Source organism: Rhizobium terrae (assembly GCF_003425685.1).
Lineage (GTDB): Bacteria > Pseudomonadota > Alphaproteobacteria > Rhizobiales > Rhizobiaceae > Neorhizobium > Neorhizobium terrae.
Genome location: NZ_QJKM01000002.1, coordinates 59,561 through 74,028 on the forward strand (window position 1 = coordinate 59,561; position 14,468 = coordinate 74,028).

The following is a 14,468-nucleotide window of genomic DNA, read 5'->3' on the forward strand; positions in this document are numbered from 1 at the left end:
GCAAAGAAGGACGATCATCATGGACTATCGCAATCTCGGCGCATCCGGCCTCAAGGTACCGGTCCTGAGCTTCGGCGCCGGCACGTTCGGCGGCTCCGGGCCGCTCTTCAGCCACTGGGGCACGACCGATGTCGAGGAGGCCCGCCGCCTCGTCGACATCTGCCTCGAAGCCGGCGTTTATCTGTTCGACACGGCCGACGTTTATTCGGCCGGCGCCTCGGAAGAGGTGCTGGGCGAGGCGATCAAGGGCCGCCGCAACAGGGTGCTGATCTCCACCAAGGCCAGCCTGCCGACGGGCGACGGCCCCAACGAGTGGGGTTCGTCCCGCTCGCGGCTGATCGCCTCCGTCGAGGCAGCGCTGAAGCGGCTCGGCACCGACCATATCGACATCTTCCAGCTGCACGCATTCGATGCCTCGACGCCCGTCGAGGAGGTGGTCTCAACGCTCGACCGGCTGGTGCAGGACGGCAAGCTGCGCTACATCGGCGTCTCCAATTTTTCCGGCTGGCAGATCATGAAATCGCTCGCTGCCGCCGAGCGGCACGGCTGGACGCGTTACGTGGCGAACCAGGTCTATTATTCGCTGGTCGGCCGCGACTACGAATGGGAGCTGATGCCTCTGGGTCGGGACCAGGGGCTCGGCGCGCTGGTCTGGAGCCCCCTCGGCTGGGGACGGCTGACCGGCAAGATCAGCAGGAGCAAGCCCATACCCGCCGAGAGCCGCCTGCACGGGACCGCCGATTTCGGTCCGCCGGTGGAAAACGAATTGCTCTACAAGGTCGTCGATGCGCTGGAAGACATCGCGGCGGAAACCGGCAGAAGCGTGCCGCAGGTGGCGATCAACTGGCTTGTCAGCCGTCCGACGGTCTCTTCTGTCATCATCGGTGCGCGCAACGAGGAGCAGCTTCGCCAGAACCTTGGGGCGGTCGGCTGGTCGCTGACGCAAGAGCAGATCGGCAGGCTCGACGCGGCAAGCGCGGTCACCGCGCCCTATCCGCATTTCCCCTATCGCCGACAAGAGGGTTTCGCCCGCCTCAACCCGCCGATCGCCGGGTGACCGGCAGCTTAAAAAACGGAGTTGATCCGTTGCAGAATCGGTCCATGTAGTAAGGGCCTCATTTCGCTCGGTCGGCATTTACGCAATCCGGCCGGGCTTCCCACAGGAGTTCACGATGTTCACAGTCAGCGCCAATGGCGCCAATATTCCCGCACTCGGTTTCGGCACGTTCCGCATGCCCGACGAAGACGTCGCCCGGGTGCTGCCGGAGGCGCTCAAACTCGGCTTCCGCCATGTCGATACGGCGCAGATCTACAAGAACGAGGCGGCGGTCGGCGAAGTCCTCGCCAATTCCGGAGTTCCGCGCGCCGACATCTTCCTCACCACCAAGGTGTGGGTCGATCGCGTCGGCCACAGGGATTTCCTCGCTTCCGTCGACGAGAGCCTCACAAAGCTGAAGACCGATTATCTCGATCTGCTGCTGCTCCACTGGCCGCAGAGCGAGATGCCGCTTGCCGACCGGATCGGCGCTCTCAACGAGCTGAAGAAAGCCGGCAAGGCGAGAAATATCGGCGTCTCCAACTTTTCCGTCGCGCTGATTGACGAAGCCGTGAAGCTTTCCGACGCGCCGCTTGCCACCAATCAGGTGGAATACCATCCCTATCTCGACCAGACCAAGGTTCTGCTGGAGCTCCGCAAGCACGGCATGTCGCTGACCTCCTATTACCTGATGGCGAACGGGGCTGTGCCGAAGGACGAGGTGCTGAAGGACATCGGCGCCAAGCACGGCAAGACGGCCGCGCAAGTGGCGCTGCGCTGGGCGATCCAGCAGAAGGACGTGATCGCGCTCTCCAAAACCGCGACCGTCTCGCGCCTGGCCGAAAACTTCGACGTCTTCGACTTCGCGTTGTCGCTCGAAGAAATGGAAGCGATCTACGCCCTCGCCAAGCCGAACGGCCGCATCGTCAGCCCCGGGCATCTAGCGCCGAAATGGGATTGATCGGGCAGCATTGATCGGCGCTCCCTTTTCCCCGCAAGGGGAGAAGGGCCTGCGGCACGCGCAGGCAAGACTTGATTTGCCCGCTACCTACGCCATTTCCCGTCGGCGACAGTTGAAACAACGCGGGCGGGCGGAATGTTTTACACGTTTATCGACCGAACCGGCATGAGCTGGTTTGCCCTTGCTTTGATCATTCCCTTTTCGCTGCTTCTTTCCTCCCCTGCCGGGGCGCAGACAACCGATATCGGCGGCCTCACCGTAACCTTGCCGGCGCCCGTCTGGAAAAAGACCGGCAAGGGCGAGCTCTTCATGCTGCAGCGGGATTTTCCCGAGACGGACAAGGAAAAGCGGGGTTCGGCGCTGATCCAGATCTCCAAGCCGATCTCGGCACCGCGCAACTCCCTCCAGGCAGGGCTCAAGACCTTCGTCGCCACGCTGCCGGACATGGTCAAAGAAGACCCTTTCATCAAGCACTACGGCGTGACGGTGAACGGCCACGACATGCGCGTGGAAGAACGCTGCTGCGCCCACATCAAGGGCGTGTCGGTCAGCCAGATCGTCGTCGGCATCGCCGGCGACAAGCGGCAGGCCTATCTGCAGCTCGTTCAGTTCAACATGCGCGACGAGCGCAGCCAGGAGGTGGAGAGGGATTTCGAAACCCTGGTACGCTCCGTGAAGCTCGACGCCTCCGACAGGGAATTCGAGATCGTGCCTGCCAGCGGCGACGGCGGAATCGACGGCGTCTTCACCTACCTGGATACCGGGCTTCGACCGAACGTCTTCGGCGGCATGGATTTCTACTCCGACAGCCTGATCCGGGTGTTCGACAACCGGGGCCTGTTTTCCACCGAATTGCCGAAGGGCGGCAGGACGATCGCCGAACATTGCAGGGAAAACCCGACCGACTGCGGCACCTATGACGTGAACGGCGGCGGTTTCTTTTCCGCTGGAAAGATCGAGATGCGCAGCGTCACGTCCGACTACGGAACGATTGAGATCGAGACGCAGGCATTCGCGAAGGACGGCGGCGACCTGCGGATCGGCGAGCGAAAGTATCGCGCCATCCCGCCGTTTAAGAACGGCGCGACGCTCAACGGCCAGTGGACCTACACCTTCGCCTCGAGCGGCATGACGGCGACATCCTCGGGATCGATCGCCTCCAGCCGGACGCTTACCCTGAAACCCGATGGCACGTTCCGGCGCACCGGCTGGCACGGCGCCTCGGCGACGAACGAGATCGGCGGCTCGCGCAGCGGCCTCACCACGACGGGCGATCGTGCCGCGGAAACCGGCCGCTATACGCTGTCCGGCTATCGGCTGGATCTCAACCACGCGAACGGGATGACGGAAAGCATGAGTATTTTCGAGCCCGACATCGGTTCCGACGAACTGCTGGTGATCAACGGCAGCAACTACCTGAAGGATAAGGGCAAGTAGCGGCGGCACGGGGTTCGTGACCGCCGCCCGGGGGCGTGCGTCACAGCCACCCTCTCCGCTTGAAGTAGAGATAGGGCAGCGCCATGGAGACGATCATCATGGCGATTGCCATGTGGTAGCCGTAGTGCCATTGCAGTTCCGGCTGGAAGGCGAAGTTCATGCCGTAGATCGACGCGACCAGGGTCGGCGGCAGGAAGACCACCGAGGCGACCGAGAAGATCTTGATGATCTGGTTCTGCTCCAGGTTGATCAGCCCCAGCGTCGCATCGAGCAGGAAGTTGATCTTGCCCGAAAGGAACGCCGAGTGATCGCCGAGCGAGGTGGCGTCCCGCTGCAGGAGCTTCAGCCGCTGGCGCAGTTCCTTCGAAAGCTTGCGGTCGACGCCGTCGAGCGCCCCATAATAGGCGACGACGCGGGAGACGCTGACGAGGCTTTCGCGCACCACGGTGATGAACTCGCCCTTGGTACCGACCTCGCGGATCAGCTCCTGCAGGTCGCGGGTCTTCTTGTTGGCCTTCGTCCGCTTGGCGGAAAAGACTTCCTGGGAAATCTGGTCGATCTCGGTGCCGAGCCGTTCCAGCGTATCGGCCATGCGGTCGATGACGGCCTCGATCAGCCCGGTCATGATGAGTTCGCCATATCCGCAATGCAGGCCGGCCCCGTTCGGCTTGCGGGCGCGCGCCATGAACGCGTCGAAGGGACGCGGCTCGGCGTAGCGGACCGTGACGAGCACCTGGCCCTTGACGATGAAGGTGACGGGCACCTTGCGCGGCGTGCCGGCATCCGGCCGCGTCAACACGGTCATGGTCATGAACTCGGCCCCGTCCTCCTGGTAGAGGCGGGCAGAGAGTTCGATATCCTCCATTTCATCCATGGTCGGCACCACGATGCCAAGGCGTTCGCCGACGGTGCGCTCCTCATCCGGCGTCGGATTGACGAGGTCGTACCAGACGACGGCCGGCTCAGCGGGAGCAGACACGGCTTCGGCCGGCATGTCCGCGACATCGGTGAGCACAGGCAGATTGGCAGCGACCGGAACAAGGCGATCAAGGTCGTAGGCATGGATACGCAGCATGACGGCTCCTTTTCGGACCATCGGTCCCCCGGAGCGCGTATCCTTGAAAGAGAAGGATCAGAGCCCCGAACGGACGGGTCGGTATATTGACGTCGAACTTCGACTGTCGGGGTTCATCTCTTTTGTCCTTTGAAATAGGGCCGCCTGAACAGGTGCCCCTTCGCCACCTGAAATGTGCTTCAAGCAGCGAAAAGTCAATGCTTTTCTGTTGCAGTACGCGGTCGGAAACCAAAGAATTCGACAGGCCCCGTTCCGGGCATTTCCCGCAGGACTGCAGGGCGGAAGATTCGGTCGCCGCGCGCCGGAAAACCGAAGACCCGTTTATCGCGTGATGCCGAAATCCGCCGGTATTTCCGTCGGGGCGGCCGGCAGCTTTTCCACGCTGGAAACCACTGCGCCGGGTGGGCCCTGCGATAGGCGATCGAGCATTCGGGAGACCAGCATACCAGGGCCTGCGATCAAGGCGAGGACGCTTCCATCCGGCTCGTTGCGGACCCAGCCCTTCAGGCCGAGCCGCAAGGCCTCGCCCTGCGTCCAGGCGCGAAAGCCGACGCCCTGAACCCTTCCGGTTATCCGCACCAGGACGGTTTCGTCATCATGGAGCATGGCAGCCTCCCATTCCGCTCCGACAGACATGGGAAATTCCAAACGCAGGGCAAGGGGCACAAAAAAAGCCGCCGGCCCTGCGGCCAGCGGCTTCCTGCAATCCGAACGGTTCGATCAAACGAACTGGGAGAGCCCCGGAACCGAGGCCACCACCGTATCGACCACTTCGTCGCCGGCGTGTTCACGGGCAACGGCCATGGTTTCCTTGGCAAGGCCGGTGATCTCGCCCATGCCGAGGCCCTGGCTCATCAGCTGCTGGCCAAGCGCCATGACGCCGCCGCCGAAGCTCGCCATCAAGCCGCCGAGCAGGCCGCCGCCGCCCGAACCTTCGCCGTTGAACTGGGCGACCAGTTCCGGCGCGCCGGGGATCGCCTCGATCATCCTGGCGACCGCGCCGTCATCTGCCTCGCGCTGCAGGAAACCGAGCATCATGCCGATCGCCTTCTCGGCGACGTCGGGAGCAATGCCGACATTCTCGGCGACGCGGGAAACCAGTTCGTTCATCAATCTCTCCTCGGGTTTTGACGTTCACGTCAAGGTAATACACATAGTCGCCGTGGAAGCCAACAGAGTTTGCATGGCCGATCCTCAGCCTTGGTTCCCATCTGCCCCCTCGCCGCCCGACGCCTTGCCGACCGTATCGGCCATGTAGGCCCCCCGGGCACCCAGCGGCTGCGGCGGACCGGTGGTCGAATCGCGCGCCGTCTGGTGCTCCAGTTCCGCGTTGATCTCCGCCCCGACGATGACGATGATGACCGCTATCCATGTCCAGACCATGAAACCGATCAGGGCGCCAAGCGTGCCGTAAGTGGCATTGTAATCTGCAATATTCCCCAGATACCAGGAAACCGCAATCGAGGCGATGAGCCAGGCGACCGTCGCGAATGCCGCGCCCCAGGTGAGCCACCGGACCTTGGCCGGCTCGCGGCTCGGCCCGAAACGGTAGAGCATCGCGATGCCGCCCGCGACGAACAGTATCATGACGGGCCAGCGTGCCAAGCGGATGATGATTTCCGTCCATCTGTCGAGCCACAGATATTTCATGACTGCCGGCGCGACGCCCATGGCGAAGAGAATGACGATGGCGAGCAGCAGCGCGCCGAGCGTGAACAGCAGCGAAATCAGGTTGAGCCGCAGCAGGCTGCGTTTCTCCTCCTCCGCATAAGCGACGTTCATCGCCTCGAACAGGGCCTTCATGCCGTTATTGGCGCTCCAGAGCGCCAGCGCGAGACCGCCGACCAGGCCGACCGACAGCGTCGCGCTGCGTTCCGAGGTCAGGGCGCGGAGCTGGTTCAGGAATATCTCCAGCGCATCCGCCGGCATGACGGAGCTCAGGAAGGCGATGCGGTCGACGATCGCCGCCGGGTCGGAGACGAAGCCGTAGATCGACACGAGCGCGCTGGCGGCGGGAAAGAGGGCGAGCAGCAGATAATAGGTGACGCCCGCGGCGATCAGCGTGATCCGGTCTTCGATCACGCCCGCATAGATGCGCCAGAAGACATCCTTCAGGCCGCGGGCGGGAATTTGGGAAGGGGTATCCGCATCGCGCCCCCTCTCCTTCTGCAATTTCTGCAATGAAGACGCCGCATCACCGATCGCCAAGGGACCCTCCCGCCTTTCGGCATCGTGCACCGGCCGGCACTGTCGTTGCCGTTGCCCGGCGCCTCCGCTCATCCTATAAGCATGTCACCAAAAGCATTCGGCAGAGAACGCGGTCAGGGAGCGCAGGTTGCATGACTAATACGAGCGGGGACGATACAGGCAAGCTCTTCATCGGCGGCAGCCGCAAGCCGGACGACACGCTCAACAAGGCCGAGTACCTGGAGCTGAAATTCGGCAACCGTCACGGCCTCGTGACCGGCGCCACCGGCACCGGCAAGACCGTCACCCTGCAGGTGCTCGCCGAAGGCTTTTCGAAGGCCGGCGTGCCGGTCTTCGCCGCCGACATCAAGGGCGACCTGTCCGGCATCGCCGCCAAGGGCGAGGCCAAGGATTTTCTTTTGAAGCGCGCCGAGCAGATCGGCTTTCAGGACTACGATTTCGAACAGTTTCCGGTCATCTTCTGGGATCTCTTCGGCGAGAAGGGCCATCGGGTGCGCACCACGATCGCCGAGATGGGGCCGCTGCTTCTCTCGCGCCTGATGGATGCCTCCGAGCCGCAGGAAGGCGTCATCAACATCGCCTTCAAGATCGCCGACAAGGCGAACCTGCCGCTGCTCGATCTCAAGGATTTCGCCTCTCTGCTCAACTACATGGCGGAGAATGCAAGCGAGCTTTCGAGCCAGTTCGGGCTGATCTCCAGGGCTTCCGTCGCCTCGATCCAGCGGGCACTGCTGGTGCTCGAACAGCAGGGCGCCGAGCACTTCTTCGGCGAACCGGCCTTGAAGATCACCGACATCATGCGGACACACCCGAACAACGGCTACGGGCAGATCTCGGTGCTCGCCGCCGACAAGCTGATGATGAACCCCAGGCTTTATGCGACCTTCCTGCTGTGGCTGCTTTCGGAACTTTTCGAGGAACTGCCGGAGGTCGGCGATCCGGAACAGCCTAAGCTCGTCTTCTTCTTCGACGAGGCGCACCTCCTCTTCAACGATGCGCCGAAAGTGCTGATCGAGCGCGTCGAGCAGGTCGTACGGCTGATCCGCTCGAAGGGCGTCGGCGTCTACTTCGTCACCCAGAACCCGCTCGACGTGCCGGAAACCGTGCTCGCCCAGCTCGGCAACCGCGTGCAGCATGCGCTCAGGGCCTATACGCCGCGCGAGCAGAAGGCGGTGAAGACGGCGGCCGATACGTTCCGCCCCAATCCGGCCTTCGACTGCGCCACCGCGATCACCAATCTCGGCACCGGCGAGGCGCTGGTCTCGACGCTCGAAGGCAAGGGGGCGCCGTCGATCGTGGAACGCACGCTGATCCGCCCGCCGTCCGGCCGCATCGGCCCGCTCAACGACGGCGAGCGGCAGACGGTGATGGACAGGAGCCCGGTCCTCGGCGTCTACGACGAGGACATGGACCGGGAATCCGCCTTCGAAATTCTCGCCGCCCGCGCCAAGCAGGCGGCTGACGCCGCAGCCGCGAAGAAGGCGCAGGACGAGCTGCAGGCCGCTCCGCCCGCCGGCTCCGGCGAGACGACGGGCTGGACGCTGCCGGGCTTCGGCGGCGGTAAGGATGACGACGAGGATCGCGGCCGCGCCCAGCCGCGCCGTTCCGGCTACCAGCGCGAAACGATCATCGAAGCGGCCATGAAGAGCGTCACGCGTACCGTCGCGACCCAGGTGGGACGGGCGATCGTGCGGGGGATTTTAGGGAGTTTGAAGCGGTAGCGGGGGGCGTCGCACCGCCACTCCGCCCGCGCCGATCCCGACAGAGCAGAACCGAACTGCGGCTCACCGCTTGCGGACGAATTCCGTCCTGAGCACGAGGCCCTTGATCGTGTCGTGGCGGCAGTCGATTTCCTCGGGGTTGTCGGTCAGGCGGATCGAGCGGATCACCGTGCCCTGCTTCAGGGTCTGGCCGGCGCCCTTAACCTTGAGGTCCTTGATGAGGGTGACCGAATCGCCGTCCTTCAGGAAATTGCCGGAAGCGTCGCGCACCTCGGCCGCCGCCTGGGCTGCGGCGGCAAGTTCGGATGCCGGACGCCATTCGCCCGTCACTTCGTCGTAAACGTAGTCGTCGTCACCATCCGCCATCGATGTCTCTCCTGAAACCGGATACCTCCGTGATCGGGCCTTATAACAGCTGTCCCGCCTCTGCAAGGCCGGCTCCGCCTCTGCCCGCCCCGGCGTTGCTGGTTGCGCTCGCTTGATTGCATTCCATCCGGCGCAGTGATAATCCGGTTTCGTGCTCAAGGAGAAAGGAGGGTCGCGTGCATAATTTCTATTTCCGGTTCTACCGGCAGCGTGGCCCAGTCGACGCCCTGCAGATGCGTTTGCAGGGCTGACCAGAGGCCGTTTTCTCGTCACCACCTTTCTGGTCCGCCCTTCGTGGCCCGCGGCGACCGAGCATCCGCTCGTGCATGCCCGCGATCTGTAACAGCCGCAGCCGACATCGTTGAAGGCCGAGCGCCCGCGATGCCGTCTCAGCCGCGGCAAGACCAGAGAAGCACAATGAGCCTCATCAACCTCCGCAATCTTGGGGTAACCCTCTCCAGCCCGCTGTTTTCCGGGCTCAACCTCACCGTCAATGCCGGCGACCGGATCGGCATCGTCGCGGCCAACGGGCGCGGCAAGTCCACGCTTCTGAACTGCATTGCCGGCAGGCTCGATCCGACCGAAGGCGAGATTTTCCGCACCCGCGGCCTGACCGTCGGGATGGTGGAGCAGAACGTGCCACCTACCCTCACCCATGCGACTTTTCGCGATGCCGTGCTGCAGGCGCTGCCCGCCGATCAGATCGAAAGCGAGAGCTGGCGCGCCGATGTCGTGCTGGAAGGCATGGAGGTGCCGGAAGAATTGCGCGGGCGGCCGCTCGTCGCGCTGAGCGGCGGCTGGCAGAGGCTGGCGCTGATCGCCCGTGCCTGGGTCAACGAGCCGGACGTGCTCCTGCTCGACGAACCGACCAACCATCTCGACCTCGCCAGGATCGCGCTTCTGGAAGACTGGCTGAACGCGCTGCCGCGCGACGTGCCGGTGATCCTCGCAAGCCACGACCGTGCCTTTCTCGACGCCGTCACCAACAGAACGCTGTTTCTCCGGCCGGAGAATTCCCAGGCCTTCGCCCTGCCCTACAGCCGGGCACGGGCCGCCCTGAACGAAGCCGACGCGGCGGACGCCAGACGCTACGAACGGGACATGAAAACGGCGGAGCAATTGCGCCGGCAGGCGGCCAAGCTCAACAACATCGGCGTCAATTCCGGCAGCGACCTCCTGGTCGTCAAGACCAAGCAATTGAAGGAACGGGCCGAAAAGCTGGAGGATGCTGCCAAGCCCGCGCATCTGGAGCGATCCGCCGGCGCGATCCGGCTTATCAATCGCGGTACGCATGCCAAGGTTCTCGTGACGCTCGAAGATGCCGGGGTCACGACGCCGGACGGTACGCTGCTGTTTTCGACCGGCCGGCAGTTCATCTGCCAGGGCGACCGGATCGTGCTGCTCGGCCGCAACGGTACCGGCAAGACGCGGCTTATCGGCATGCTGCGGCGGGCGATCGCCGAGCCGGCGGCTTCAATCGACGGGATCAAGGCGACGCCTTCGCTGGTGCTCGGTTACGGGGATCAGGCGCTGGCCGATCTCGACGACCGGTCAACACCGCACCAGACGATCATCCGCCGTTTCGACATCGGCGACCAGCGGGCGCGTTCGCTGCTCGCCGGCGCCGGCATGTCGATCGAGATGCAGGCACGGCCTGTGGGGGAACTTTCCGGCGGGCAGAAGGCGCGACTCGGACTTCTGGTGCTGAGGCTCCGCGAGCCGAATTTCTACCTTCTCGACGAGCCGACCAACCATCTCGACATCGACGGGCAGGAAGCGCTGGAAGGCGAGCTTCTCAAGCATCAGGCGAGCTGCCTTCTGGTCTCCCACGACCGCAGCTTCGTGCGGGCCGTCGGCAATCGCTTCTGGCTGATCGAGCGGAAGCGGCTCGTGGAAGTCGACGAACCGGAGGCGTTCTTTGCTTCAGCGAAGCCGTGACGGCGCGAAGAACCCCGCCCGCCCTGCCCGGCGGGGTTCCGGGTCTGATCCTCGTAAATGCCGTCGAGCTGCAACAACAGCAAGCCCACCGCGGGGCAGCTTGATCATCCCGCTACCGCTTCATGCCGATTGCCACGCCTTCAAAACGCGCACGTCTGCGGGTCCGGCAGCAGGCCAAAGCTGCAAAAGGTAACGGTCACCGCCGTCAAGCCCATCTTCGGTGAGGGTATCCAGTCCCGACAGGTTTATCCGCAGGCCGAGCTGCCCCGCCTTCACCGAAAAGCGCGGGGAGGCCTGTTCGTCATCGGTCAAGCCGGCGAGTATGAGCCGACCCGTGGGACAGCCGAAACCGGCCTCGGCTATGTGTTGAAAGGCGTTCAGATCGGGCTCCGGCTTCCGATCGTGCCATGTGACGCAAACAGGTACGGTCATGTTGCGCGCCGTGCGCACAATGACTGCGTAGGACCCGGCCATCAGGTAGCGCTCAAGGCTTTCTTCCGAGTAATCGTCCGGCAGGTCCGGATGATCTTCATCGCGGAGATATATCTGAAAATAGTCGGCGAAAATTTCGCCTTCGTACAAGCTCCTGACCATGGTTTCTCCGTGTACCGGCGAGCGCGAACGCCTGTGACGGCGGTGCGCCGCCTCGCCGTTCAACAGATTAGAGCGCCTGCCGTCGCCTTCAATGGCCGCATGCCGCAAATCACCTTCGGCCGGCTGCATCGCGGCGCAAGACAACAGCGCCGCCTCCTTTCCGCCCAGGCAGGGTCGAGGGCCCGATGGGTCAGGACTTCGCCATCTTCTCACGCCGTTCCAGCTCCTCCGCCGTCGGGTTTTCCAGGGCGAAGGACGCGGTCTCGACCTCGCCGGCGGGCCGGTATCGGGCGATGATGGTGCCCTTCGGCGTCGTGCTGCTCTTGAGGAGTTCCAGGCCGGCGGGGACGGTGCCCGAGCCGAACAGGCGCTTGCCCTTGCCGAGCAGCAGCGGCGCGATGATCAGCGTCAGTTCGTCGAGCAAGCCGTTCTGCAGCAGGATCTGGATGACCTCCGTCGAGCCCTGCACGAGAAGATCCGGACCTTCCTCCTGTTTCAAGGCGCGCAGCGCGCCGGCGACGTCCTCTCCCAGCGCCCGGCTGTTCGCCCAGGCGAGCGTGTCGGGGCGATGCGTGGCGACGAATTTGGTGATCCGGTCGAACAGTTCGCCGATCCTGGCGCCGCCCTCGTCATACCCTTCCGCAGAGGGATCCTTCTCCACATGCGGCCAGTGGGCGGCGAAGATATCATAGGTCCGCCGGCCGAGCAGAAGATCGAACGGTTTTTCGAACACCTCGTCGATCACCTTGCCGATCTCCTCCTCCCAGCGGGCCGCCAGCCAGCCGCCGTGGGCGAAACCTCCGGTCGTGTCCTCTTCCGGGCCGCCCGGCGCCTGCATGACGCCATCGAGGCTGACGAAAGCCGAAACTACAATCCTGCGCATGCTGTTATCCTCCATTTCGGGTTTTGATGCCCACAGGACGAAGGCATCGCCGCCCAGCCGACACCGACGAGCAAAAAAATCTGAAATCCCGCGATATAGGCCGACGGTGGAGATGGCCTCAACTTCCCGCGACGTTTTCGGACAGCTAGAAGTCGGTTACTTTCGGAAGAGTTTCGCCGTCCGGCGCGGTGACAAGTTCGAAATGGGCGGCTTCCGGCCGTGCGGATTCACCTCCCCATTTGAACCCGTATTTCCTGAAGATCGGCACCAGTTCCTCAACCGAACCTTTGATCCCGGCGCGAATCGGGGGAGCGCCCAACCTGTTCGATTTCCAATTTATATCGAAAGCCAGGCCCAAGGCATGAATGGATAGTCGCTGGGTGCCGCGCACATTGCGATTTGCATAAGAACCGCCCCATTCCACTATACGATCAAGCAATCCCGCCGCCTTTATGTCGCGGATGGCGTTAGTGAAAGGCCCCACGGCAAGGCGGTGCAACCTGATCTCTCCCGATTGCGGGAAATCCGTAACGCCGATGAGTTCGGGAACTTTCACAAGGACGATATTCTGCTCGATCCAAGAGCTCGAAATGCCAGCGCCCGCTTCCGAAACCCGCGGATTTACGACGACGCTTCGATCCCTCTGGGTATAACCGACTTCGTTATAGGCCCATTCGAGATTGCGCTCGAGCTCCCGGATGTCGGGCTCGTTCTCCTCGCGATCAGCCATCAACGCGTAGAGTTCCCGCTCCTTCATGTCGATGGAGGCCTTGATCCTTTCTCGATCACCCTCCAGGAGGCCCCGATAGGCATCCCAATCCGCCTTGTACTGACCTTCCAGAACGCTTGAATAATAACGCGCCAGTCTGATCCGGAGCTCGATATCCTGATCGATCGCCTTGTCCATGAATCCCTTGACGTAATTCTGGTAGGCCGTCTCGCGATTTATGGTCAGCTCCCGCTGGCCCTTCGTATATTCGAGCACGGCGCTGGCGAGCTGGAACAACGGCGGCAAAAGTGCGACCACGATCGCGGTCACCACGCTTCCCCAGATGAATTTCTTGTAGGAATACTTCTCTCTCAGCAGTTCCAGATCCAGCTGACTTTGAAGCGGCGGCGCGGGAACTGCCGGTTTTCCATCTGCCACGTCGCTCATCACCGTCCCCCACCATCGACTATGTCCAAATCATATTCGGGCCAGGCATTTTCGCAATACGAAGAGGTGGCGAAATACACGTTGTACGTGCCCGATCCGATCGGCGGCGTCAGCTCATCCGGCAGGCCAATCGTGGCCGCATGAACGGCCGCGCGGGAGGCGGTTCGCCGGTCGTAAAAAGCCCCCGTCGCGAGTGGTGAACGAGGGCTGAACGATGTTTCCGGTTCAGCGCCTGGCGGCGGTCAGGCAGAAGAAGGCGCCCTGCGGGTCCTTGGCCTGGACGATCCAGCTGCCGCCGGGCACTTCCATCGGCCCCATGAGGATCTCGCCGCCGCCAGCCTTGATGCGTTCGATGGCGGCATCGATCGCCTCGACGATGAAATAGTAGCACCAGCAGGGGACCGGCACCTGCTCGGGCCTCGTCATCATGCCGCCGATCTGCCGACCATTATGGGAGAAGATGTGATAGACGCCCATCGGCCCCATGTCGAAATCCTGGTCGAGCGTCCAGCCGAAGACCTTGCCGTAGAAGTCCATGGCTTCCTTGCCGTTGCCGGCATAAAGCTCGCGCCAGCCGACATTGCCGACCGCGTCCCAGGCGAGTTCGGCCGGCGGCGTATCCATCGGGGCCGGCGTCATGATGCACAGCACGGCGCCATGCGGATCGGCGACGACCGCAAAACGGCCGATGCCCGGGATATCCTCCGGCTCGCGCTGCACGCGGCCGCCGAGTGCGGCGAAATCCCTGGCCGTCTGGTCGACGTCGTCGACCGCGACGTAACCCGTCCAGTTCGGCGGGATCTTGCCTTCGAGTTCCGGCGGGAAGTCCATCATGCCGCCGATGCCGGGGCAGTTGTCGCCCTCGCCCATCTCGAACAGGAAATAGGCCGGCAGGTCCGGCATGCACATCTCCTTCACCTTCCAGCCGACGACGGACGAATAGAATACGCCACCCGCCTTAGTGTCCGGCGTCATCAGTTCGACCCAGATGAACTTGCCGTGCGTCTCCGAACGAGACTGGGGGTTGGTCTGCAGCATGATTTTTCTCCTCGAAAATGGGTGTCTATTCGATGACGAAGCCCCTCATCCTAAC

14 protein-coding genes are annotated in these 14,468 nt (G+C 63.3%); 5 read left to right on the top strand and 9 right to left on the bottom strand.

Annotation, left to right across the window (positions count from 1 at the left end):
• Window positions 1-19: 19 nt before the first annotated feature.
• The 3 genes from DMO26_RS03240 (at window position 20) to DMO26_RS03250 (ending at window position 3,434) form a co-directional block, all read left to right on the top strand.
• Window positions 20-1,057, top strand: a complete 1,038-nt coding sequence (locus DMO26_RS03240; RefSeq protein ID WP_117190600.1) for an aldo/keto reductase — start codon at window positions 20-22, stop codon at window positions 1,055-1,057.
• A 115-nt stretch (window positions 1,058-1,172) separates the two neighbouring features.
• The gene (locus DMO26_RS03245) at window positions 1,173-1,997 is read left to right on the top strand and encodes an aldo/keto reductase (protein ID WP_117190601.1); all 825 of its coding nucleotides are present in this window, start codon (window positions 1,173-1,175) and stop codon (window positions 1,995-1,997) included.
• A 135-nt stretch (window positions 1,998-2,132) separates the two neighbouring features.
• Window positions 2,133-3,434, top strand: coding sequence for a hypothetical protein (locus DMO26_RS03250; RefSeq protein ID WP_117190602.1), 1,302 nt, complete (start codon window positions 2,133-2,135; stop codon window positions 3,432-3,434).
• A 40-nt stretch (window positions 3,435-3,474) separates the two neighbouring features.
• On the opposite strand, the gene corA is transcribed toward DMO26_RS03250, so the two are convergent.
• From corA to DMO26_RS03270, 4 genes are all read right to left on the bottom strand, one after another.
• Window positions 3,475-4,509 carry a magnesium/cobalt transporter CorA gene (gene corA / locus DMO26_RS03255; protein ID WP_117190603.1) on the bottom strand — a complete coding sequence of 345 codons (1,035 nt, stop codon included), beginning with the start codon at window positions 4,507-4,509 and terminating at the stop codon, window positions 3,475-3,477.
• Window positions 4,510-4,830: 321 nt separating this feature from the next.
• The gene (locus DMO26_RS03260; protein WP_117191009.1) at window positions 4,831-5,115 is read right to left on the bottom strand and encodes an acylphosphatase; all 285 of its coding nucleotides are present in this window, start codon (window positions 5,113-5,115) and stop codon (window positions 4,831-4,833) included.
• A gap of 114 nt (window positions 5,116-5,229) precedes the next feature.
• Entirely contained in the window at window positions 5,230-5,619 is a 390-nt protein-coding gene (locus DMO26_RS03265; protein ID WP_117190604.1) for a hypothetical protein, read from the bottom strand.
• A gap of 84 nt (window positions 5,620-5,703) precedes the next feature.
• The gene (locus DMO26_RS03270) at window positions 5,704-6,717 is read right to left on the bottom strand and encodes a YihY/virulence factor BrkB family protein (RefSeq protein WP_117190605.1); all 1,014 of its coding nucleotides are present in this window, start codon (window positions 6,715-6,717) and stop codon (window positions 5,704-5,706) included.
• Window positions 6,718-6,848: 131 nt separating this feature from the next.
• Here DMO26_RS03270 and DMO26_RS03275 point away from each other — a divergent pair, with 131 nt between their 5' ends.
• Window positions 6,849-8,438 carry a helicase HerA-like C-terminal domain-containing protein gene (locus tag DMO26_RS03275; protein ID WP_117190606.1) on the top strand — a complete coding sequence of 530 codons (1,590 nt, stop codon included), beginning with the start codon at window positions 6,849-6,851 and terminating at the stop codon, window positions 8,436-8,438.
• A 63-nt stretch (window positions 8,439-8,501) separates the two neighbouring features.
• Here DMO26_RS03275 and DMO26_RS03280 read toward each other — a convergent pair whose 3' ends face one another.
• Entirely contained in the window at window positions 8,502-8,804 is a 303-nt protein-coding gene (locus DMO26_RS03280) for an alkylphosphonate utilization protein (protein ID WP_117190607.1), read from the bottom strand.
• Window positions 8,805-9,221: 417 nt separating this feature from the next.
• Between DMO26_RS03280 and DMO26_RS03285 the strand changes: the two genes are divergently transcribed.
• Window positions 9,222-10,742, top strand: coding sequence for an ABC-F family ATP-binding cassette domain-containing protein (locus DMO26_RS03285; protein ID WP_117190608.1), 1,521 nt, complete (start codon window positions 9,222-9,224; stop codon window positions 10,740-10,742).
• A 120-nt stretch (window positions 10,743-10,862) separates the two neighbouring features.
• Here DMO26_RS03285 and DMO26_RS03290 read toward each other — a convergent pair whose 3' ends face one another.
• The 4 genes from DMO26_RS03290 to DMO26_RS03305 form a co-directional block, all read right to left on the bottom strand.
• Window positions 10,863-11,480: a hypothetical protein gene (locus DMO26_RS03290; protein WP_162894691.1), complete on the bottom strand. Its 618-nt coding sequence runs from the start codon at window positions 11,478-11,480 to the stop codon at window positions 10,863-10,865.
• 46 nt (window positions 11,481-11,526) lie between these two features.
• Window positions 11,527-12,219, bottom strand: a complete 693-nt coding sequence (locus DMO26_RS03295) for a dihydrofolate reductase family protein (protein ID WP_117190610.1) — start codon at window positions 12,217-12,219, stop codon at window positions 11,527-11,529.
• A gap of 145 nt (window positions 12,220-12,364) precedes the next feature.
• On the bottom strand, window positions 12,365-13,375 hold the full coding sequence (locus tag DMO26_RS03300) for a M15 family metallopeptidase (RefSeq protein ID WP_117190611.1): 1,011 nt from the start codon (window positions 13,373-13,375) through the stop codon (window positions 12,365-12,367).
• A gap of 225 nt (window positions 13,376-13,600) precedes the next feature.
• The gene (locus DMO26_RS03305; RefSeq protein ID WP_117190612.1) at window positions 13,601-14,413 is read right to left on the bottom strand and encodes a VOC family protein; all 813 of its coding nucleotides are present in this window, start codon (window positions 14,411-14,413) and stop codon (window positions 13,601-13,603) included.
• Window positions 14,414-14,468 lie beyond the last annotated feature (55 nt).

Bases quoted from the DNA above. Each gene is read 5' to 3' on its own strand.
- DMO26_RS03280 (WP_117190607.1), bottom strand. From the start codon at position 8,804: ATGGCGGATGGTGACGACGACTACGTTTACGACGAAGTGACGGGCGAA.
- DMO26_RS03300 (WP_117190611.1), bottom strand. From the start codon at position 13,375: ATGAGCGACGTGGCAGATGGAAAACCGGCAGTTCCCGCGCCGCCGCTT.
- DMO26_RS03260 (WP_117191009.1), bottom strand. From the start codon at position 5,115: ATGCTCCATGATGACGAAACCGTCCTGGTGCGGATAACCGGAAGGGTT.
- DMO26_RS03305 (WP_117190612.1), bottom strand. From the start codon at position 14,413: ATGCTGCAGACCAACCCCCAGTCTCGTTCGGAGACGCACGGCAAGTTC.
- DMO26_RS03245 (WP_117190601.1), top strand. From the start codon at position 1,173: ATGTTCACAGTCAGCGCCAATGGCGCCAATATTCCCGCACTCGGTTTC.
- corA (WP_117190603.1), bottom strand. From the start codon at position 4,509: ATGCTGCGTATCCATGCCTACGACCTTGATCGCCTTGTTCCGGTCGCT.
- DMO26_RS03250 (WP_117190602.1), top strand. From the start codon at position 2,133: ATGTTTTACACGTTTATCGACCGAACCGGCATGAGCTGGTTTGCCCTT.
- DMO26_RS03285 (WP_117190608.1), top strand. From the start codon at position 9,222: ATGAGCCTCATCAACCTCCGCAATCTTGGGGTAACCCTCTCCAGCCCG.
- DMO26_RS03240 (WP_117190600.1), top strand. From the start codon at position 20: ATGGACTATCGCAATCTCGGCGCATCCGGCCTCAAGGTACCGGTCCTG.
- DMO26_RS03265 (WP_117190604.1), bottom strand. From the start codon at position 5,619: ATGAACGAACTGGTTTCCCGCGTCGCCGAGAATGTCGGCATTGCTCCC.
- DMO26_RS03275 (WP_117190606.1), top strand. From the start codon at position 6,849: ATGACTAATACGAGCGGGGACGATACAGGCAAGCTCTTCATCGGCGGC.
- DMO26_RS03295 (WP_117190610.1), bottom strand. From the start codon at position 12,219: ATGCGCAGGATTGTAGTTTCGGCTTTCGTCAGCCTCGATGGCGTCATG.